The 17,638-nt window shown below is 43.4% G+C and carries 10 protein-coding genes and 2 pseudogenes; 3 read left to right on the top strand and 9 right to left on the bottom strand.

Annotated features, from left to right (window positions below):
- The first annotated feature begins 96 nt into the window (after positions 1 to 96).
- Positions 97 to 1,989, top strand: a complete 1,893-nt coding sequence (gene shc / locus H70737_RS14025; RefSeq protein ID WP_042188135.1) for a squalene--hopene cyclase — start codon at positions 97 to 99, stop codon at positions 1,987 to 1,989.
- Positions 1,990 to 2,305: 316 nt separating this feature from the next.
- Here the strand turns inward: shc and spoVB are convergent, their stop codons facing one another.
- Complete coding sequence (gene spoVB / locus H70737_RS14020) at positions 2,306 to 3,862, bottom strand: stage V sporulation protein B (protein WP_042188132.1); 1,557 nt, start codon at positions 3,860 to 3,862, stop codon at positions 2,306 to 2,308.
- 311 nt (positions 3,863 to 4,173) lie between these two features.
- Positions 4,174 to 6,963 carry a glycoside hydrolase family 3 C-terminal domain-containing protein gene (locus tag H70737_RS14015; RefSeq protein WP_042188130.1) on the bottom strand — a complete coding sequence of 930 codons (2,790 nt, stop codon included), beginning with the start codon at positions 6,961 to 6,963 and terminating at the stop codon, positions 4,174 to 4,176.
- A gap of 180 nt (positions 6,964 to 7,143) precedes the next feature.
- Here H70737_RS14015 and H70737_RS31655 point away from each other — a divergent pair.
- Both H70737_RS31655 and H70737_RS31650 read left to right on the top strand, forming a co-directional pair.
- Positions 7,144 to 7,428 (top strand): annotated as a pseudogene (locus H70737_RS31655) (rhodanese-like domain-containing protein); the annotation flags it as partial.
- Positions 7,429 to 7,467: 39 nt separating this feature from the next.
- Positions 7,468 to 7,977: pseudogene (locus tag H70737_RS31650) on the top strand (MFS transporter); the annotation flags it as partial.
- A gap of 345 nt (positions 7,978 to 8,322) precedes the next feature.
- On the opposite strand, the gene H70737_RS14000 reads toward H70737_RS31650, so the two are convergent.
- The 7 genes from H70737_RS14000 to H70737_RS13970 form a co-directional block, all read right to left on the bottom strand.
- Positions 8,323 to 9,651 carry a family 43 glycosylhydrolase gene (locus H70737_RS14000; RefSeq protein WP_081951117.1) on the bottom strand — a complete coding sequence of 443 codons (1,329 nt, stop codon included), beginning with the start codon at positions 9,649 to 9,651 and terminating at the stop codon, positions 8,323 to 8,325.
- A 37-nt stretch (positions 9,652 to 9,688) separates the two neighbouring features.
- Complete coding sequence (locus tag H70737_RS13995; RefSeq protein ID WP_042188128.1) at positions 9,689 to 10,531, bottom strand: NAD-dependent epimerase/dehydratase family protein; 843 nt, start codon at positions 10,529 to 10,531, stop codon at positions 9,689 to 9,691.
- Positions 10,532 to 10,574: 43 nt separating this feature from the next.
- Complete coding sequence (locus H70737_RS13990; protein WP_042188126.1) at positions 10,575 to 11,798, bottom strand: enolase C-terminal domain-like protein; 1,224 nt, start codon at positions 11,796 to 11,798, stop codon at positions 10,575 to 10,577.
- Positions 11,799 to 12,098: 300 nt separating this feature from the next.
- Positions 12,099 to 13,658: an extracellular solute-binding protein gene (locus H70737_RS13985; RefSeq protein WP_042188125.1), complete on the bottom strand. Its 1,560-nt coding sequence runs from the start codon at positions 13,656 to 13,658 to the stop codon at positions 12,099 to 12,101.
- Between the two features lie 52 nt (positions 13,659 to 13,710).
- The gene (locus H70737_RS13980; RefSeq protein WP_042188123.1) at positions 13,711 to 14,595 is read right to left on the bottom strand and encodes a carbohydrate ABC transporter permease; all 885 of its coding nucleotides are present in this window, start codon (positions 14,593 to 14,595) and stop codon (positions 13,711 to 13,713) included.
- Between the two features lie 39 nt (positions 14,596 to 14,634).
- Positions 14,635 to 15,561, bottom strand: coding sequence for an ABC transporter permease (locus H70737_RS13975; RefSeq protein WP_042188121.1), 927 nt, complete (start codon positions 15,559 to 15,561; stop codon positions 14,635 to 14,637).
- 206 nt (positions 15,562 to 15,767) lie between these two features.
- A complete protein-coding gene (locus tag H70737_RS13970; RefSeq protein WP_042188119.1) occupies positions 15,768 to 17,573 on the bottom strand; it encodes a cache domain-containing sensor histidine kinase in 1,806 nt (601 codons plus the stop codon).
- Positions 17,574 to 17,638 lie beyond the last annotated feature (65 nt).

Here is a 17,638-nt window from a genome sequence, read left to right as displayed (position 1 = left end):
TGAGGTTGCATCAAGCAACTTTACAGTCCTTTTTCATTTCAACCTCTCATCCATCATATAATACTAAAAATGAAGGACCTCGGAGGTACCTAGGGAATGAATCCTATACTGAGCACAGTAGATAATGAGATCGAGCGTTTAACGGCATTCCTGATTGATCAACAGCAGCAAGATGGATCTTGGCACTTTTGTTTTGAGAATGGAATCGTTATCGATGCCTATGTCATCATTCTCTTTCGGATTTTGAACGTACAGAATGAAGCCCTGATTCGACAGCTACATGATCGCATTCTTGCTGAGCAGCAATCCGCTGGATTCTGGCAATTGTATAGAGATGAAAAAGATGGTAACTTATCCACCTCGGTTGAAGCCTACTACGCCCTTCTCTATTCTGGGTACAGTAAGGTGACAGATGAGCCGATATTGCGCGCAAAGCATTATATTCAATCCAAAGGAGGAATTGGAAAAGTAACCAGCATCCTAACCAGAGTCATTCTCGCAGCTACTGGTCAGAGCAAATGGCCTTTATCGATCTCTTCGATTCCCCTAGAAGTTCTGTTGTTCCCGTCTTATTTTCCTATTAACTATTTTGAGTTCTCTGGCTACTCAAGAGTGCATCTCACGCCTATGCTTATTATGGCCGATCGACGTTTCTCGATCTCAACAGCGAATGCTCCTGATCTATCTGATCTCATAGACACACGCATTGAAGATGCTGAACCCGCTTCCCGTGGATATCATGAGCTGCAGGACGTTATTCAAACTGGCCTAAGCAGACTTCTTGGAAGCCCTCGCTACATTCACGAAGTTGCCCGAACCAAAGCAGAACAGTTTATTCTCCGGCGGATTGAATCCGACGGGACTCTATACAGTTACGCAACTAGTACAATTCTTATGGTCTATGCCCTTCTGGCTCTGGACTATGACCAGCAGCATCCTCTGATTACGAATGCCATAAATGGGCTTACCGCGATGCAATGCCGTTCTGAAAGTAAAACAACAATTCAAAACTCTCCGTCTACGATATGGGACACGGCTCTAATCGCTTATGCTTTACAGGAGGCACAAATTCCCGATCATCATCTCGCGATTCAACGTGCTACTTCGTATCTGCTGACCAGACAACAGCATAAAACTGCTGATTGGAGTATTCATAATCCGGATACGACTCCGGGGGGATGGGGTTTCTCAGAATCTAATACGATTAATCCGGATGTGGATGATACGACCGCTGCTTTACGAGCCATTCGAAGTTTATCAATAACTCAGCCATCCTATCTAGAGTCATGGAATCGTGGACTGAACTGGGTCCTATCGATGCAGAATAAAGACGGTGGCTGGCCAGCTTTTGAAAAAAACACCAATAAAGAAATGCTCACTTGGCTCGCAATCGATGGGGCTAAATCTGCTGCTATTGATCCCTCGGAGGCAGATCTAACCGGGCGCACCTTGGAGTATCTCGGGAACTTTGCCGACCTTGATACGCGAAACGAATTCATCGGGCGAGGTGTGAAATGGCTGATTCAGCATCAGGAGAAGGATGGCTCATGGTACGGAAGATGGGGCGTTTGTTACATCTATGGGACTTGGGCTGCCTTAACAGGATTGCAGGCCGTGGGCCTGCCACTGGAACATGAAACATTGCAAAAAGGAGCGAATTGGCTCCTAAGCATACAGAACTCGGATGGGGGTTGGGGGGAATCTTGTCATAGTGATCGGCTATTGAAGTATGTACCATTAGGCGAAAGTACGCCTTCCCAAACCGCATGGGCGCTTGACGCAATCATCACCATTCAGCCGAAATCAACAGCAGCGGTGGAAAAAGGGATTGAAAGATTAATCATGTCTATTCATGAAGAGGATTGGAAAACTTCTTATCCAACTGGTGCTGGTCTCCCCGGTAATTTCTATTCCAATTATCATAGTTATCGCTATATCTGGCCGTTACTCACACTGAGTCATTTTAGAAAAAAATACGGTCAAAGATAATACTCGGTAATAACTAGCGTAGTCCTGTTTCACTTCTAAAGTGTCTCATAAAAGCTAGATCGCGACTTTATGTAGTCCTCTTTTGGATCTAGCTCCCCTTTCCAATAGCCCGCTCCTGTATGTATTCATCAGTTCAAACAAAATTCGTAAAAAACATCAGAGCAGCGATCATCCGCTATTGGAGAATCGTTGCTCTGATGTTATGAACCGGGGGTTGAATACTTTTGTCCGTTACCTTCATCCGCCTTCATACTGTTACACAGAGGGTTGCATTACTCAATTTACTTTTTGGAGCACGACACCGAAATATCCCCTTTCAAGAAACAGGCGTAATCGTCGGCGGTTTCGGTGACCGTTCCCAAGCATGAGTTACCTGCAATGTTGCAGCATAGGTGATCAATGAAACGATTAGCGTTCCGGACAGTTCAATGATCTGCCCCAGGTCCATTCGTTGCAGAATACCATGAGCCGTCATCCCGCAAATTGTCATGATAATTCCTCCCGCACCCACCTTGAATACAATGCGAAAGTCAAAATAAAATCCGATCGTTCCTGCCACAGACATAAAATTCAGCAGCGTCAGCAGCAAAAGCCCCAGTCCGAACCCTATAGCAACCCCTTCGATGCCAATATTAGAACCGAGAACAAAGATCGCAATCACTTCAAAGATATTCGTAAGAATATGGTTCCACATGACGGTTGATGCTTTCCCCAAACCAAGCAGAATCGCTTGCAGTGGTGCTCCAAAATAATAAAGGAAAAATAAGGGGGCAATCAACCTTAGCAGCTCACCCGCTTCTGGCGAATGATAGATCAAAGTAGTTAATGGTACAGCCCATAAGTACAGGATGATTGTACATGGAAGACCAACAATAAGCGCGGATCGCATAGCCATATCCATCCGACTATGCATAAGCTTGCTATTATTGCTCACACTTGCTTCGCTGATCGCCGGAATTAATGCAGTGGACAACGATTGTGTGAAGAAGCTGGGGAGAAACAACATGGGGAGAGCATATCCCGCTAAAAGTCCGAATTGCTTAGTCGCCATCTCAACCCCCACACCAAACAGGACTAGACTTTTCGTAATCAGCAATGGGAGAAACGCATGATAGAGAGAATGAATAAAACCGCTGCCTGTCATCGGTAAGCCGATGCGCAGCAGATCTCTCAACGTACTGTCTCCTTTGGGTGAAAAACTAGAATTAGGCGGTGAGGTGGGTTTGATCTTCCCTCGATTTGCCCATTTGAAGACAGCAAACAAATAGAGCAAACCAAAACCTTCGCCGATCACGGAAGCCGCCATAGCGCCCGCAGCTGCATAAGCAATCCCATAAGGCAGCAAAACGTTGACAACACCGATAATGACAATGATTTGCGCCAAATTCTCAATAATATCGGAAAAGGCCAGTGGGTTCATGTTCTGTTTTCCACGAAAATAACCTTTCAGTACAGCTGACATCGCAATAATTGGAATGATCGGCGTAATAGCGACCATAGCATAATACGCCCGCTGATCGGCTAAAAAAACCGACGCTATCCATTTGGAGCCAAATAGAGCCACTAAAGTTAGTATAATACTCAACGTACCCGTAATACTTAAAGATACTTTGAGAATTCGCTTTACTCGCGCTTCATCCTGCTTAACCTCAGCTTCTGAGACAAGCTTTGAAATCGCAACAGGAAGTCCCAGCTCTGTCAACGTAATAAACAAGGGAAGCAGTGGATGAGCAATCATAAGAAGCCCTACCCCCTCGGCTCCTAAGAAACGTGCCAACAATACGCCATTCAAAAATCCAAGCCCTTTTGTAAAAAATGATGACACGGTTAAAATGAACGTGCCACGAATAAAGCTTTGTTTACGCATCCCCATTTCTACGCATCTCCACCTATGGTTTGTCCTGGTCCTACTTTCTAACTTATTCGAACAAACACAAGTACATGCAGACAAGTATTTGTAAAGTATATAATCTGCAAAAAGCCCGACACACCATAGTTGGTGTACCGGGCAATTTCCTCATATTTTAGTATCCAATAAAGGACTCGAAATCACCCCTACATACTCATGTGGAGCAGTGGAAATGAAATATATGAACCCCCGCAACAATAAGTACAACAAAAAAAACCGCGAAAAATATCGCGGTTTTTAGAAATGGCTAATATTCTAACATTAACACATGACACCTAGTCGATTTTATTAAATTCAATCCAATCGATTTGCAAACCTGGTTTGATGAACTCCAATTTCATATCATAAAGACCTGCTTCGAGTTCAACTTTCACAAGCTTTTGTCTGATCCACTGACCTTCAGTACCATTTGTTTGAATGGTTGTCATCAATTGATCATTCACTGATACATTGCACGCACTTTGAGCCAGCTCAGGTTCCGTTGACATGATATGCACCAGGATACGGTATTGACCAGCCTGTTCCACTTTAAAGCTAGTCGATCCTTCTACGACAGGTTTAACCTGTGGATTCTGTGATAAGGATTGAGCTTGTTCTTCAGTAAGTGAAGGATTAGCTTTAAAGAACTCTACAGTTTCTACAATTTCCTGTTTTCTAGAGAATACAGGTGCATTCATGATAAACTCACAAATGTTTATGGCAGAACGTTGGAGCTCTCCACGGGTTAACGTGCCATTTTCCAACGACTCAATGGTGTTATCATTCCATCCGTTAATTTCTGAACCATAGTTAGGTACAACCATATAGAGGTCGTTTTGTGCACGAACCATCCAATTTGTAAATTTCCGATCTGCTGGTCCACCATTAACTACATCATTCATGATCGCCCACCAGTCAGTCATTACAATGCCTTTAAAGCCCCACTCTCCACGAAGAATCGTGGTGTTCAAATCATAATTCGAAGCCGCCCAGTGTCCATTAACTGGATTGTAGGAGGTCATTATAGAATTCGAACCGCCCTGCTTCACGGAGATTTCAAAACCTTTCAAATAAATCTCACGAAGTGCACGTTCAGACACCACGGCGTTTACTTTACTACGATGTTTCTCCTGATTGTTACAAGCGAAATGCTTCATCGTAGCGGTTGAGCCGCCTTTCAAGATACCGCGAGTACACGCAGCAGCAAACACCCCAGAGATCAAAGGATCTTCTGAAAAATACTCAAAGTTACGTCCATTAAGCGGACTGCGTCGGATATTAAGGCCAGGTCCAAGCAAGGAATCCACGTTATTTCTTAACAACTCTTGCCCTTCCATAACATAAAGCTCTTCTACCAAATCCGCATTCCAAGTAGCTGCAAGAAGCGTTCCGATAGCAACTTGAGTCGCCTTTGCTCCGCTGTCCATACGAATCCCTGAAGGACCATCAGCTGTACAAGCCACTGGAATTCCGAGATTAAATAAACTGTCACTTACGCCTCCAAATGCAGAAGCTGTGCCCGGTGTAACTAAAGGACTGCTCATCCCTTCACCACGTACAATTGCAGCCAAATCCTCATCACTGAGCTGTGCAATGAAGGCTTCCATGCTAACCTTCTGTTCATATACGTCTCTTAATTTATATCCTTTATTACCTGTTTGTGAGATCGTCTCTGGAAGATTAGTTTCAATTCGCTCAGCCAACGAAATTTTACGTTTAGGAACTTCAACATAAACAATCTCGTACGAACCGTCCGCCTTCTGAGCACCTGGCATCATTCTCGTAAAGCTTTCTGTAGGCGCGAGCGCTTCTTGCAATTGCTCCACAACTTGAAGAGCTTCAACGACATAGCCGTCTTTACCCTCAACACCGACTGCCACCACTTGTTTAACACTAGTTCCCACATACAAGCGGTACGTTCCTTCTTCGAGAACATAGGCAGAAGCATGTCCTGTTACGCCTGCGTCATCATAAGAAGCCATAGAATGAGCTGAGAAACTCACGGTAAGGCGCTGTGCTTCACCCGGTTCAAGAACTTTCGTCTTACCGAATGACACCAGAGCTTTAGCTGGCTTACCAAGCTTACCTTGCGGAGCTTCATAATAGACCTGAACAACCTCTTTACCAGTAAAGGAAGTTCCTGTATTGGTAACGGTTACGCCGATTTCAATGAAGGACTCGCCTTCTTTGGTAATCAATTTGGCTTCTTCTGGCTCGATACTAAAAGTTGTATAAGATAAACCATAACCAAATTCAAATTGAACCTTATCTGGGCAAAATGTCTCGAAATAACGATATCCTACATAGATATCTTCCTGATACAAGTTCGTAAATTCATTGCCGTAATTCTGTGTTGATGGGTAATCATTGATGGAATAAGCGATTGTATCCGTCAGTTTACCACTTGGAGTTACCTCTCCAGACAGCACATCTGCAATCGCATTTCCGCCTTCCATACCACCCTGCCATGAATAAATCACAGTTGAAATTGGATATTTATAGCTTTCATCGTTCATCCAGTTCATATCAATAATGTTGGAGACATTCAGGACAACGATTGTTTGCTCAAAATATGTAGTTACCTGCTTCAGCATTGCCTGTTCATCATTTGTCAATTGGTAGCTGCCTGGTGCATCAGCATTATCCTGATCTTCCCCTGCCGTGCGTCCAATTACAAGAATGGCTTTATTCGATTTGTTTCTAGCTTCGGAAACTAATTCATTGCTCAAAGACATTTCCTTCTGATGCCAAGGTTCTGCAGCCCATGCGCCTCCACCATTATCAAATGGATTCTGTTCAATCCACTTTTCATAGACAGCAGCCAGCTCTTCGTTAACTGTAAAGTTCTTCTTAGTGCGAAGACCATCCAATAAATTGGTCGTATAAGTAACATGGACACTACCGCCGGAACCTGTACCACTGCGATAATAATTCACTTGAGATCTGCCAAAAATCGCAACATTATCGCCTTCGCCAAGCGGAAGTACCTGATTATCATTCTTCACCAGCACCGCACCTTCAGCGGCTACTGTCCGGCTAAATTCTGCAAAACCTTCTAATGGAATTCCCACATTCTGTGTGCTCAACTTATTTCCTCCTGTTGTTCAATTCTATAGGTTGTTTCTTGAAATCTTCATTCCTTTAATAACATGCTAACAATGCATCTATATCATTATAGTACATTGGAAAACTGGAATATATATAATAATTAACTTTATTAATATAATAATTTTAGTTTGGACCCTTCACTAATTTAATAACGAGTAATTTTGCTGTTGAATGTTAGACCGAAGGAAGAATATGATGTGGCACATATTCCAGGGGCTATATCTATTCCTATTGAAGAATTAGAAGAGAAGCTTGCTTCCTTACCCTCAAATTGTGATGTAGTCGCTTATTGTAGAGGACCTTACTGTTTAATGTCCGTGGAGGCAGTCGAATTAAAAACAAAAGCAAGAAGATTAAGAAGTGTTGCTAGAAAGGCGGAAAATCTAATGTCGACGAAAGTTAGTGATTCTACAAGTATTAGCAATCAGCCTGAATGGTTATAAAGTTACCTCGTTTCTCCAGAAAAACAACGCCAATTATATCTGAAAACACTAATTATTGTCATCATTTCGCAAATTTTTGGAGGAGCAGGTCTTGCTGCTGCACTTTTTACACTAGGATCTGCTGGGGCAGCATTATTTGTTGGACATCTATCTCAAAGATTCGGAAGGCGTAGTGGTCTTGCTACTGGATTCTTAATAGGCGGATTAGGAGCAATCGGAGTCGTAATTTCTGCTTTAACTAATAATATTCTACTTTTAATGTTCTCATTGCTTATCTATGGAGCAGGCACTGCAACTAATTTGCAGACACGTTATGCGGGTACAGATCTGGCGGCCCCCACTCAACGAGCAACAGCGATTAGCATCGCGATGGTTTCAACTACATTTGGTGCTGTTGCTGGGCCAAACTTAGTTAATGTAATGGGAAAGTTCGCTGAATCTATTGGTGTCCCGGCTCTTGCCGAACCGTTCATTCTAGCTGCTGCAGCATACATTGTCGCTGGTTTAATCCTTCTAGCTTTACTTAGATCAGATCCGCTCGTTGTTGCAAAAGCTCTTGCAGAGGCACTAAGCTCCACTCCAAGTCATCCTGATCATTCAACAGGAAATACAGCTTCTTTCAACAAAAAGGGCGTTATTATTGGAGCCACAGTAATCAGTAGATGTCTTGATCGCGTTGGCAGGAGCATCTGGTAGAGCTTTATCTGGTATGATTTTAGCAAATTCCAGTTACGCCCTTTTATCACTTGGTGGAGGCTTCGTTGCATTATTGCTTATTCCAGTCGTTCTTTCGTCTCGAAATTTGAATAACAATAACAAAGGTTGACCTCAAGAAAGATGTGAGATCAACCTTTGACTTTTAATAGTAATTTATTTTAAAAAATAGAGTACATTTCAATCCACAAGTGGGCTAATCGTCATTTGTATAATACTAATTTCACCATGACCGCCCGTGATTCTCAGCGTATTAATAGCACCCGGCAATACATTGACGGTAATATTCGTACGGCCACTAAATTGTTGAGCTCCACCAGTGGAGAGGGCATTAAGGAGCGAGTAATCCTTATCATTGACGTATAAATTCACTTTTGCCAGACGTTCACTCGTAGCATAATGAAGTTCAATGGAAGCTCTGCCGCCCTCTCCTCCCTCTACATTATTGAAAAGAACGTAGGAACCCTCTATTTGTAAGTGATTCACCACCTGTTGACCTGATTCTAGACTCTGTATTTCTGCTCCTCCAAAAACCATACAATCCGCAGCCGGATATGTCTTAAGATTAGGACTTACTTCCGGTGCAGTTCCAATCGATGAGACGCCCTCTTTTGTCTGAATAACCGGCTTGATCGTACCGTCTTCGTTGAACTCTAGGTAATCGATACATACGCTACGCAGATTGCCTTCTCCAGAAATGGCCTGATTATGATAGAACAAATACCATTGGTCTTTGAACTCCACCACAGAACCATGAGTTGTTGAACAGCCTGTCGGCTCTAGAAAGATTCCTCTGTACATCCACGGACCAAGCGGATTCTCACTGGTTGCGTATCTCATTCGATTATTGTCTTCTAAGTTATCCGCATAGGTAAGGTAGTAAAGACCGTTTCTTTTGAATACCCAGGCTGCTTCATGGAAATCTTCTAGTCCCTCCATTTCAGTCATCCCGTTCTTCAGAGACAACATATCTTCATTCAGTTCCCCGCCAAGACATGTACTCCCTCCGCCGTAATACATATAAGCGCGATCATCTTCGTCCACTAACACACATGGATCGATCAAAGCGAATCCACCAAGCCCTGGAATATATCCCTGATTGGTAAAATCACTTGCTGGCTTCTTGCTTGTCGCTACCCCAATTTTCCACGAATCATTCCAATTCGAGTCACTCGGATGAGGATAATAGAAATAGTAGGTTCCATTTTTGTACGCACAGTCTGGAGCCCACATGAAACCGCCTTCAGGTCTGCCCCAAGCGACATCGTCCGAACTAAGAATTTCACCTTCATCCACCCAATTCACCATATCTTGAGAGGAAAACACGTGGTATCTGTCCATAAGATCACAGCCTCTGGCTGGATCCATATCATGGGAAGCGTAAATATAAATCTTACCATCACTCCAGACATGAGCTGATGGGTCAGCCGTATAGATGGATGTAATTACAGGATTCAAAGATGTTCTCTTTTTTGATTCGACAATTATATCTTGATTGTTGTTAGACATGATAAGACCTCCTAAAGTATGCTTTTTTGATAGGTTGCTATTCTACTTCTGTATTTGACCATGAGTATTTAGGTTGCCAAGACAGGAGCTTTTTCGCCAGAGTATTACTGACAATAGCCTCTCTATCTTGGAATGTCTTACGCAAGTCTCCTACTTCAGAGTAAAAGCTCTTCAGCAGTTCTTCTGTTGTTCGGTCACTTAATGTATCATCTCCAGTGATGTTCAGGTGGATGGCTCCATTAAGTTCAGCTTGAAGAGCGGCAATACAAGCTGTCACTGCATCCCGAATATCAATATAACTCCATAAAATAGGTTTGAACGTCTCCGGTTTTGCTATCGCAAGATGTCGATAATCTCCAGGACCAGTAATCATAGAGAAACGTAGGGATGTCACCTGCATACCGTTTCTCCGGTGAAACATTTCAGCAGTCAGCTCGTTGACGACTTTGGAGAGTCCATAACATTCTTGCGGTAGCTGTGGATGGTCTTCGTCTACCGGAAAATAATGCGGTGAAAAGGGTTGTGGAGCCCAAGCAAATCCGTAGGAAGACTCACTTGAGCCCATTATCACTTTACGAATACCCAAGAGAGAAGCCGCTTCCAGTACATGATAACCAGCCACTGTATTGTTCGCATAAATATAAGAATGTGGATAATGAATCGGAGCAGGTATTGCAGCTAAATGTATGATAGCATCTACGCCTTCAAGCGATCCCACCACTTGCCCGAAATCATTCAGATCGACTTTAATCTGCTTGCAATGAATTCGATCAGACAGATGATTATCTAACGACACAACATCATATTTCTGCTCTTGGAGCATCCCGATTACTTGAGAGCCAAGTTTGCCCCCACCACCAGTAACGGCAATAGTGTTCATTTCAATCTACCTCCTTGATCTGCGGTTATTTTAGTACTGTAATCTAAGGGCGTACCAATGTTCCGTCTGCTTTACGGTCCAGAGGATAAGGCCGGTGATATTGACTAGAACTCCATTGTTCTCTGAGAAGAGATTTAGCCTGCACTTCATCGATATCAATACCTAATCCCGGTTTGTCAGAGGGGTACAGGTACCCACCTTGTCTGACGATATGTCCTGGAAAAGCTTCTAATTCTTCCTGCTTGAAATGATTAATTTCCTGGATGCCGAAGTTCCAGAGTGCCATATCCAGATGAACTGCAGCTGCCTGGTTCACTGGATCATTTTCTCCTCCTTCTTGCCAAGCCGTGCGGACACCGTAGATTTCACCCAATGCGGCTATTTTACGACAGGCACTGATGCCCCCTGCCTTGGAAACTCGTACCCTAATAAAATCAATCAGTTTCTCCTGCATAAGCCCTGTCCATTCCTGCGGGTTCACAAATAACTCACCCACAGCCTGCGGTGTTGCGCTCTGTTGCCGAAGCTGGCGGTACCAACCAATCTGCTCTGGTGCTATTGCATCCTCTAAGTAGAAAAGACTGTAAGGCTCTAAGCGTTTTGAGAGTTGAATCGCATGTATAGGCGAGAGGTGCTCATGAACATCATGAGTGAACTGAACGCCGGATCCAAATTCCACACGAAGCTTCTCGAACATGTCAGGAATGGCATTCAGATAAGCATGCTCGTCAAATACAGGACCACTGCTCCAAGGATGGACAGGAAGCTTCGCTTCCTTCCCGCTGACAAACCCACCGCCGCCGTATCCTCCCATCTGGACACGAATCACTGTGTAACCTTCCTCAATGAATTTATAGACATCTTCCTTGAGCTCTGTGATATCATTGCCACCAGCATGGCCATAACAAGGGACCGCCGAACGGCAGGCACCTCCCAGAAGCTGATAGACTGGCAGGTTCGCTTCTTTACCTTTGATATCCCACAAGGCCATATCAATACCACCGATAGCCGTATTAAGAATCGCACCGTTTCTCCAATAACCACTCATATGCATAAGATGCCAGAGGTCTTCAATATTTGCCGGATCACGACCCTTTAGAAGTGGTGCAAGCAGTTGCTCAACAACTTGAACTACAGCCTCAGGATTATACAAATCTGATGCGGAACCAATCCCATACAATCCATCCTGATCCGTCGTTACTTTCACAATTGTCCAGCTTCCATCATGTCTGGTGCGGATGCATTCTACACCTGTTATTTTTGCCATGATTTCACCATCCCCTTTTGTGTCGCTTTTATTTTAATGCAATCTTCGACACATCCAAACGGGACGTTATTAAACTTTCCACCGCATTTCTATCCTCTTCCTGTTGATGGGATAGAATGGAACAAAAAACGTCCCAGACTGTCGTAAAACGACAACTTGGGACGCCTTTTTATTAATCAAAAACCCTTATGATAATCACTTCAAATTATAAATCCGATACAGTAGGTCTGTGGTCTCCGCACGTTTCAGCATGCCTTCTGAATTCAGATTGGTGCCACTTCCATGCAGTAACTCCGTAGCTTATTTTTTGGCAGCAAGATAAGCGTCTATTTGTTTCTGAGTTTCAGTAATAATTTTATCAAGTCCGTTTTTCTTTTGAGTCTCCACATAATCGGCTACAGCTTTGTTAACATCTTTCACCATACCGTATTCAATTGGTCTGCTGATCTCATCGGTGGCTTGATCGCGTTTAGCTAATTCATTCTTCATAGCATCTTCAGCAATAAACAGACCGTCAATCGGGGAATTCACATTGTACGGCTGATTAGCAAAATCGGCTTCTTTCACCCAGAAATCTTTAGCATAAGTTGTTGTTGGACGCATGTATTGAGGTTTCCAGAACGCCCATTGTCCACCCCACTCCATGTAATTACTCGTAGAAGACTGCATGCCTTCCGGATAATCCGCAGCTTCACCATTCAGGACATAGGTTTTGCCTTCGATACCGTATTGCAACAAATCATATAGCGTTTGGTCAGTCTCCACCATATCAAGGAAACGAAGTACCCGATCTGGATTCTTGGAGTTTACATTGATGGCTACAACATTAGCAAGTGCTGTACGGTTGACATACTTTTTGTCTGGATACATGAGCGACATCCCTTGTTTATAGGAAGCATCAGAGAAGCCTGGATCAGCATAAGCCCATTCATGTGATGTTACAGTAAAGAGCAATTTACCGTTTCTCCACTGATCTTCTGCTCCTTCTTTATCAATCATGGCATCTCTGTTGATCAGTTTGTCGTCATACCATTTCTTTGCCAAAAGAGAAGCTTCGAGGAAGAAAGGCTGTTGTTCAACAGATTGAATAGTAATTTTCGGATCACTCAGATAGAAGCCTAAACCATGGAAGTTGAGATCTACCCATTCATCGCGGATATAATACAAAGATAGTGGTGTAGTACGGGAAAGCTTCTCGTTCGGATAAGCTTTTTTCAGCTCACGAAGCAGATTGTCGACATCTTCAATCGTTTGAATAGAATCCGGAGCGATGTTAATGCCTGCTTTTTCAGCCAGATCTGAACGCCATCCAGCAAATTTACGTTCATTCATTTTCATTGTCCATGGAAGTCCTACGATTTGTCCGTTAACCGTTGCGGCTCCTAATGTTCCTTGTTCTACATATTTCTTCTCAAGATTAGGCGCATATTTCGGGAGCAGATCATTTAAGGCCATGTAAGAACCTTTTGCAGCCATTTGTTTATAGGAGAGCCAATCTCCATCAAAGTTCATATCCCAGTTATCCCCGGACGCGGCCATCACGAGCATTTTTTCCTTGAAGTCGCCAAATGGTATGAAATTTACGGAGAACTTAACGTTTAGGCCTTTGGATTTCACGTAATCACTAATCTTGGACCAAACCTCGTCCGTGGCCGCCTTTTTGTCCCCACCGAAATAGAATTTGAGTGTAACTTCATCTTCACCTTTCGCAGGCTCTGTGTTAGAACCGGTGTTGCCCTTGTTTTGATTCGTTTCATTGGACGAAGTATTTCCGCCACTCGAGCTACATGCGGACATAATCAGTCCTAGCATTAGCATTGCTATCAGGACGATCTGAAATCTACCCATGCGTTTGCGCATCCTAATCTCCCCTTTACCTTTAATTTATACTATACGACTTAAGTCGACATAGTTAACCTTTAACTGCTCCAACCATAAGACCTTTAACGAAATAACGTTGCAGGAATGGATACAAGAAAATAATAGGTCCAATGGTTATAACTGTTAGCGCCATTTTGATAGACTCGGAAGGAATCTGAGCTGAAATCCGCTGCATCGCTGCCGCATTTCCAGAGTTCTTCAAGAAATCGACATTAGAGATCAATGTTCGCAGAAGGAGTTGCAGGGGTTGAAGCTCTTGCTTATCGACGAACATTAACCCGAGAAACCAGTCGTTCCAATACCCGAGAGCTACGAACAAGCCAACAGTCGCTAGAACTGGTAGAGCCAGTGGCATGATCAGCCTAGAATAGATTCTGAATTCACCTGCACCGTCCATTTTGGCCGATTCATGCAGATCCTCTGGAATAGAGAGCATAAAGTTTCGAATAAGAAACATATTGAAGGCATTCCCCAGCGATGGAAGAATAAGCGCCCAAATCGTATCTTTCAAATGCAGGTATCTGACGATAACGATATACCAGGGAACCAATCCCCCACTGAAGAGCATGGTGATGATGACAAAGATAGAAAGAATATTCCTATATTTAAAAGAACGTCTTGCCATTACATAAGCGCCCATGCTCGTTAAGAAGAGCGACAAAATAGTTCCGACAACAGTGACGAATGTGCTGACTCCGTACGCTTCAAAGATTCGATTAGAGCCAAGAAGTAAAATACGATAGGAATCAAATGTTATCGTCTTCGGCCATATAGAATAGCCGTACTGCATAATATCTTTTTCCGTACTAAGCGAGCCTGAGATCACCATGAGGAACGGGAACAGGCAGGCCAGACTGAATAGGCCGATGACCAAAGCGATTAGGAACTGGCTGAAAGAGAATTTTCTTGCTGACATCGTGTGGGATGACCTCCTTAAAGTTAGATGAGCTTGGCTTTAGAATATCGCTGAGTCTTTGTCGATTTTGCGTGCCGCATAGTTACTCCCAAGGACTAGGAAGAAGGCAACAAAGGACTGTAGAAAGCCCGCAGCGGAAGCCATCCCAATATCACCAGATTTACGCAGGCTCCGATAGACAAAGGTGTCAATAACATCTGTGGTTGGAAAGAGTAGCGAAGCGTCACCTACCATGGCGTAGAACATCCCAAAATCAGCATTCATAATTCTACCTACTGCTAGTAGCGTCAGGATGATAATCGTTGGCCGCAGCATAGGAATACTGATGTACCTGATCTGCTGCCATCTAGATGCTCCATCAATGGAAGCAGCTTCATAATAGGAACTGTCAATAGAGGTTAACGCGGCCAAATAGATAATTGTGCCATAGCCAGTGATTTTCCAGCGGGCAGCAATGGTTAGGATAGCCGGCCACAGCTCGGCTCTACTATAGAAGTCAATCGGTTGAAGATTTAGGTACTCCAGGAAGCGATTTATCGCTCCATTCTCATAGTTCATCAGATTATAAGCGAATACACCTACAACAATCCATGAGATAAAGAACGGTAAAAAGGTCAAGGATTGCGTAATTCGTTTGAAATACTTATTGCGCATTTCATTCAATAGGAGAGCAAACCCAACTTCAAAAACGAGCCCTATTGCTATAAAGAGAGCATTTAATAGGATCGTGTTGCGGATGGCCCGGAATGCCACCGGAGAAGAGAATACATAGTCAAAGTTGCTGAACAGTGGGTCCATCCAATCACTTCCAAAAATCCCTTTGGAGAAATCAAAATTCTTGAAGGCGATTACAAGACCAGCCAGCGGTAGATAGTTAAAGAGCAAGAACAGTACCCCGACTGGTAAGAACATGAGCAGCAAGGTGCGATTTTTGTACAGTTCCTTGAACACTCCGTTTAGTTTCATATCGATTTCCCTTTCGCTGTTTGGATAAATTAATTGTAAAAGAGTGAATGTGCACTTACTATGAGTCAATCTTGCACTTTGTTGATTCATTTTTATCCTGATCCACGAGATATCCAATTTCCTGTGTAAAAATAAAAGTAGCGATTCTCTTAGATGCGAGAATCGCTACTTTATAAGACTTTTAACGATTTGATTGAGTCAGGCCATTAATGGGCCTCACCTGTTTTGGACAATTCTTCGTCTACCTTCATAGGGTGTCGCAATAAAATACGGGTCCCTCCTTGTGCTCCGATCTGAATCTGTAGCTTATAGTCAGAGCCAAAATACAGCTTCAGACGGTCGTTCACATTGCGCAAGCCCACACCTCTCCGAGTAGTTGTATACATTTCCTCCTCAGGATCTTCATAATCCAGCTCGTCAATGATACTTTGTGGAATGCCTTTTCCATTATCCGCAATCTCGATGATCATATCTTCCTTTTCACGTCTCGCAGACACAATGATCTTCCCCTTCTCGAAGTCAGTCCGTACACTATGTTGGATTGCATTTTCTACTAGAGGTTGTAGCAGCAGGCGAAGGAATGGAAAATCCAGCAAATCTTCATCTATGGAATATAAAATCCGGATTGTTTTGCCCATTCGGGCCTGTTCGATCAGCACATAAGCTTTAACTTGCTCAATCTCACGCCGCAGCGTGGTGATCTCCTTCCCTTGATTCAGACTGAGCCGAAGTAGATTTCCCAGTGCAGATACCATTTCACTAATGTCGCTGCGGCCATGGTTTTCTGCCTTCCACCGAATAGATTCAAGCGTATTATAGAGAAAATGTGGGTTGATCTGGTGGCTGAGCACCTGAAACTCCAGAGCCTTCTTCTTCCGCTCGGAACGCCAAGCTTCCTGGATCAAAACGTCAATCCGCTGGACAAGACTTCCGACGCCTCGATACAACCAGCCTACTTCATCTGTTCTTGGCGAAGTTAACGCTTCTGTCTGGAAATTGCCCTCCTCCATTCTCCGCATAAGCCTTACCAGACGTGCGATAGGCTGGGTGAAATACACCGTAATGTAAAAAACAACGGCAAAGCAGCAGACGAGATAAATAAACAGAAAGATGATTAGCAGACGTGTCATTTCATCACTTGTTCCAGTCAGTTCCTTCAATAACGTCAGACTGACAATCGCCCAAGGCTCACTGTCTAAGCTGACATAAGTAGTAAGATATTTGTGTCCATCAATCTTGATCGTTTGTGAACCCGCCGGATTTTTTTGAAGATGGGTAATGAACGAATTCGAAGGAAATCGTGTACCAGCCCATTCATTAGATGATGAGTCATAATAAATAGTACCGTCACGATTCATGAGTAGCAGCTTCTGATTCTTCAATTGCTCAGTGGGTGAGAAGTAACGCTTCAAATGATCCTCTGAAACTTCTGTAACGACCATACCTCGGGGCTTACGGTCATAGAGTCCTGAGAAACGCTTAATATATCCTAGCAGAGGGCGTCCATATTTGCCTTGCTGTGGCATAAATAACTCCCACATTGGACCTACAGTCCCTTGTGACCGCGTAAACCATTCCTCTGAAGTTATATTCACCGCTTCTCCCAATGTATTCATATAAGAAGGATACAGCGAAGGATTTATTGGATATACTCGCACTCGGAAAGCATCGATTTGTGGAGTGGCCTGATAGAGCACTGTAAGTAGATTTACAGTAAAATCCTCTTCTTCAACAGGATTGGCGGGCGGATCAATCAGTAGATCTTGCACACGTTTATTGCCGATAAGAGTGTTGACCTGATCATTAAGTGTATTAAGATAAATCTCAAAATTTTTAGCTGCTTGCTGAAGGTAGCTCAGTGAGATCTTAGTGTTCGTATTCGTGATGCCTTCAATAGACTTAATATGCGCAAAGTAAGCAAAGATGAGAAAAGGCACAATAATAATCATAAAAAATACCAATATGATACGGTTCCTTAACGATGCGCCCAGACGCAGAGTGAAACGATTCATAACAATCCCCCCAATCCTTACATGTCGACAATAATCCCCGCAATAATTTGCGATCCACTCATTGT

Source organism: Paenibacillus sp. FSL H7-0737 (assembly GCF_000758545.1).
Classification (GTDB): Bacteria; Bacillota; Bacilli; order Paenibacillales; family Paenibacillaceae; genus Paenibacillus_AQ.
Note: the sequence above shows the minus strand (reverse complement) of the source record. Positions and strands in the feature narration are given on the sequence as shown.

Excerpts from the sequence above, each read along its gene's own strand:
- shc (WP_042188135.1), top strand. The coding sequence starts at position 97 with ATGAATCCTATACTGAGCACAGTAGATAATGAGATCGAGCGTTTAACG.
- spoVB (WP_042188132.1), bottom strand. The coding sequence starts at position 3,862 with ATGGGGATGCGTAAACAAAGCTTTATTCGTGGCACGTTCATTTTAACC.
- H70737_RS14000 (WP_081951117.1), bottom strand. The coding sequence starts at position 9,651 with ATGTCTAACAACAATCAAGATATAATTGTCGAATCAAAAAAGAGAACA.
- H70737_RS13995 (WP_042188128.1), bottom strand. The coding sequence starts at position 10,531 with ATGAACACTATTGCCGTTACTGGTGGTGGGGGCAAACTTGGCTCTCAA.
- H70737_RS13990 (WP_042188126.1), bottom strand. The coding sequence starts at position 11,798 with ATGGCAAAAATAACAGGTGTAGAATGCATCCGCACCAGACATGATGGA.
- H70737_RS13985 (WP_042188125.1), bottom strand. The coding sequence starts at position 13,658 with ATGCGCAAACGCATGGGTAGATTTCAGATCGTCCTGATAGCAATGCTA.
- H70737_RS13980 (WP_042188123.1), bottom strand. The coding sequence starts at position 14,595 with ATGTCAGCAAGAAAATTCTCTTTCAGCCAGTTCCTAATCGCTTTGGTC.
- H70737_RS13975 (WP_042188121.1), bottom strand. The coding sequence starts at position 15,561 with ATGAAACTAAACGGAGTGTTCAAGGAACTGTACAAAAATCGCACCTTG.
- H70737_RS13970 (WP_042188119.1), bottom strand. The coding sequence starts at position 17,573 with ATGAATCGTTTCACTCTGCGTCTGGGCGCATCGTTAAGGAACCGTATC.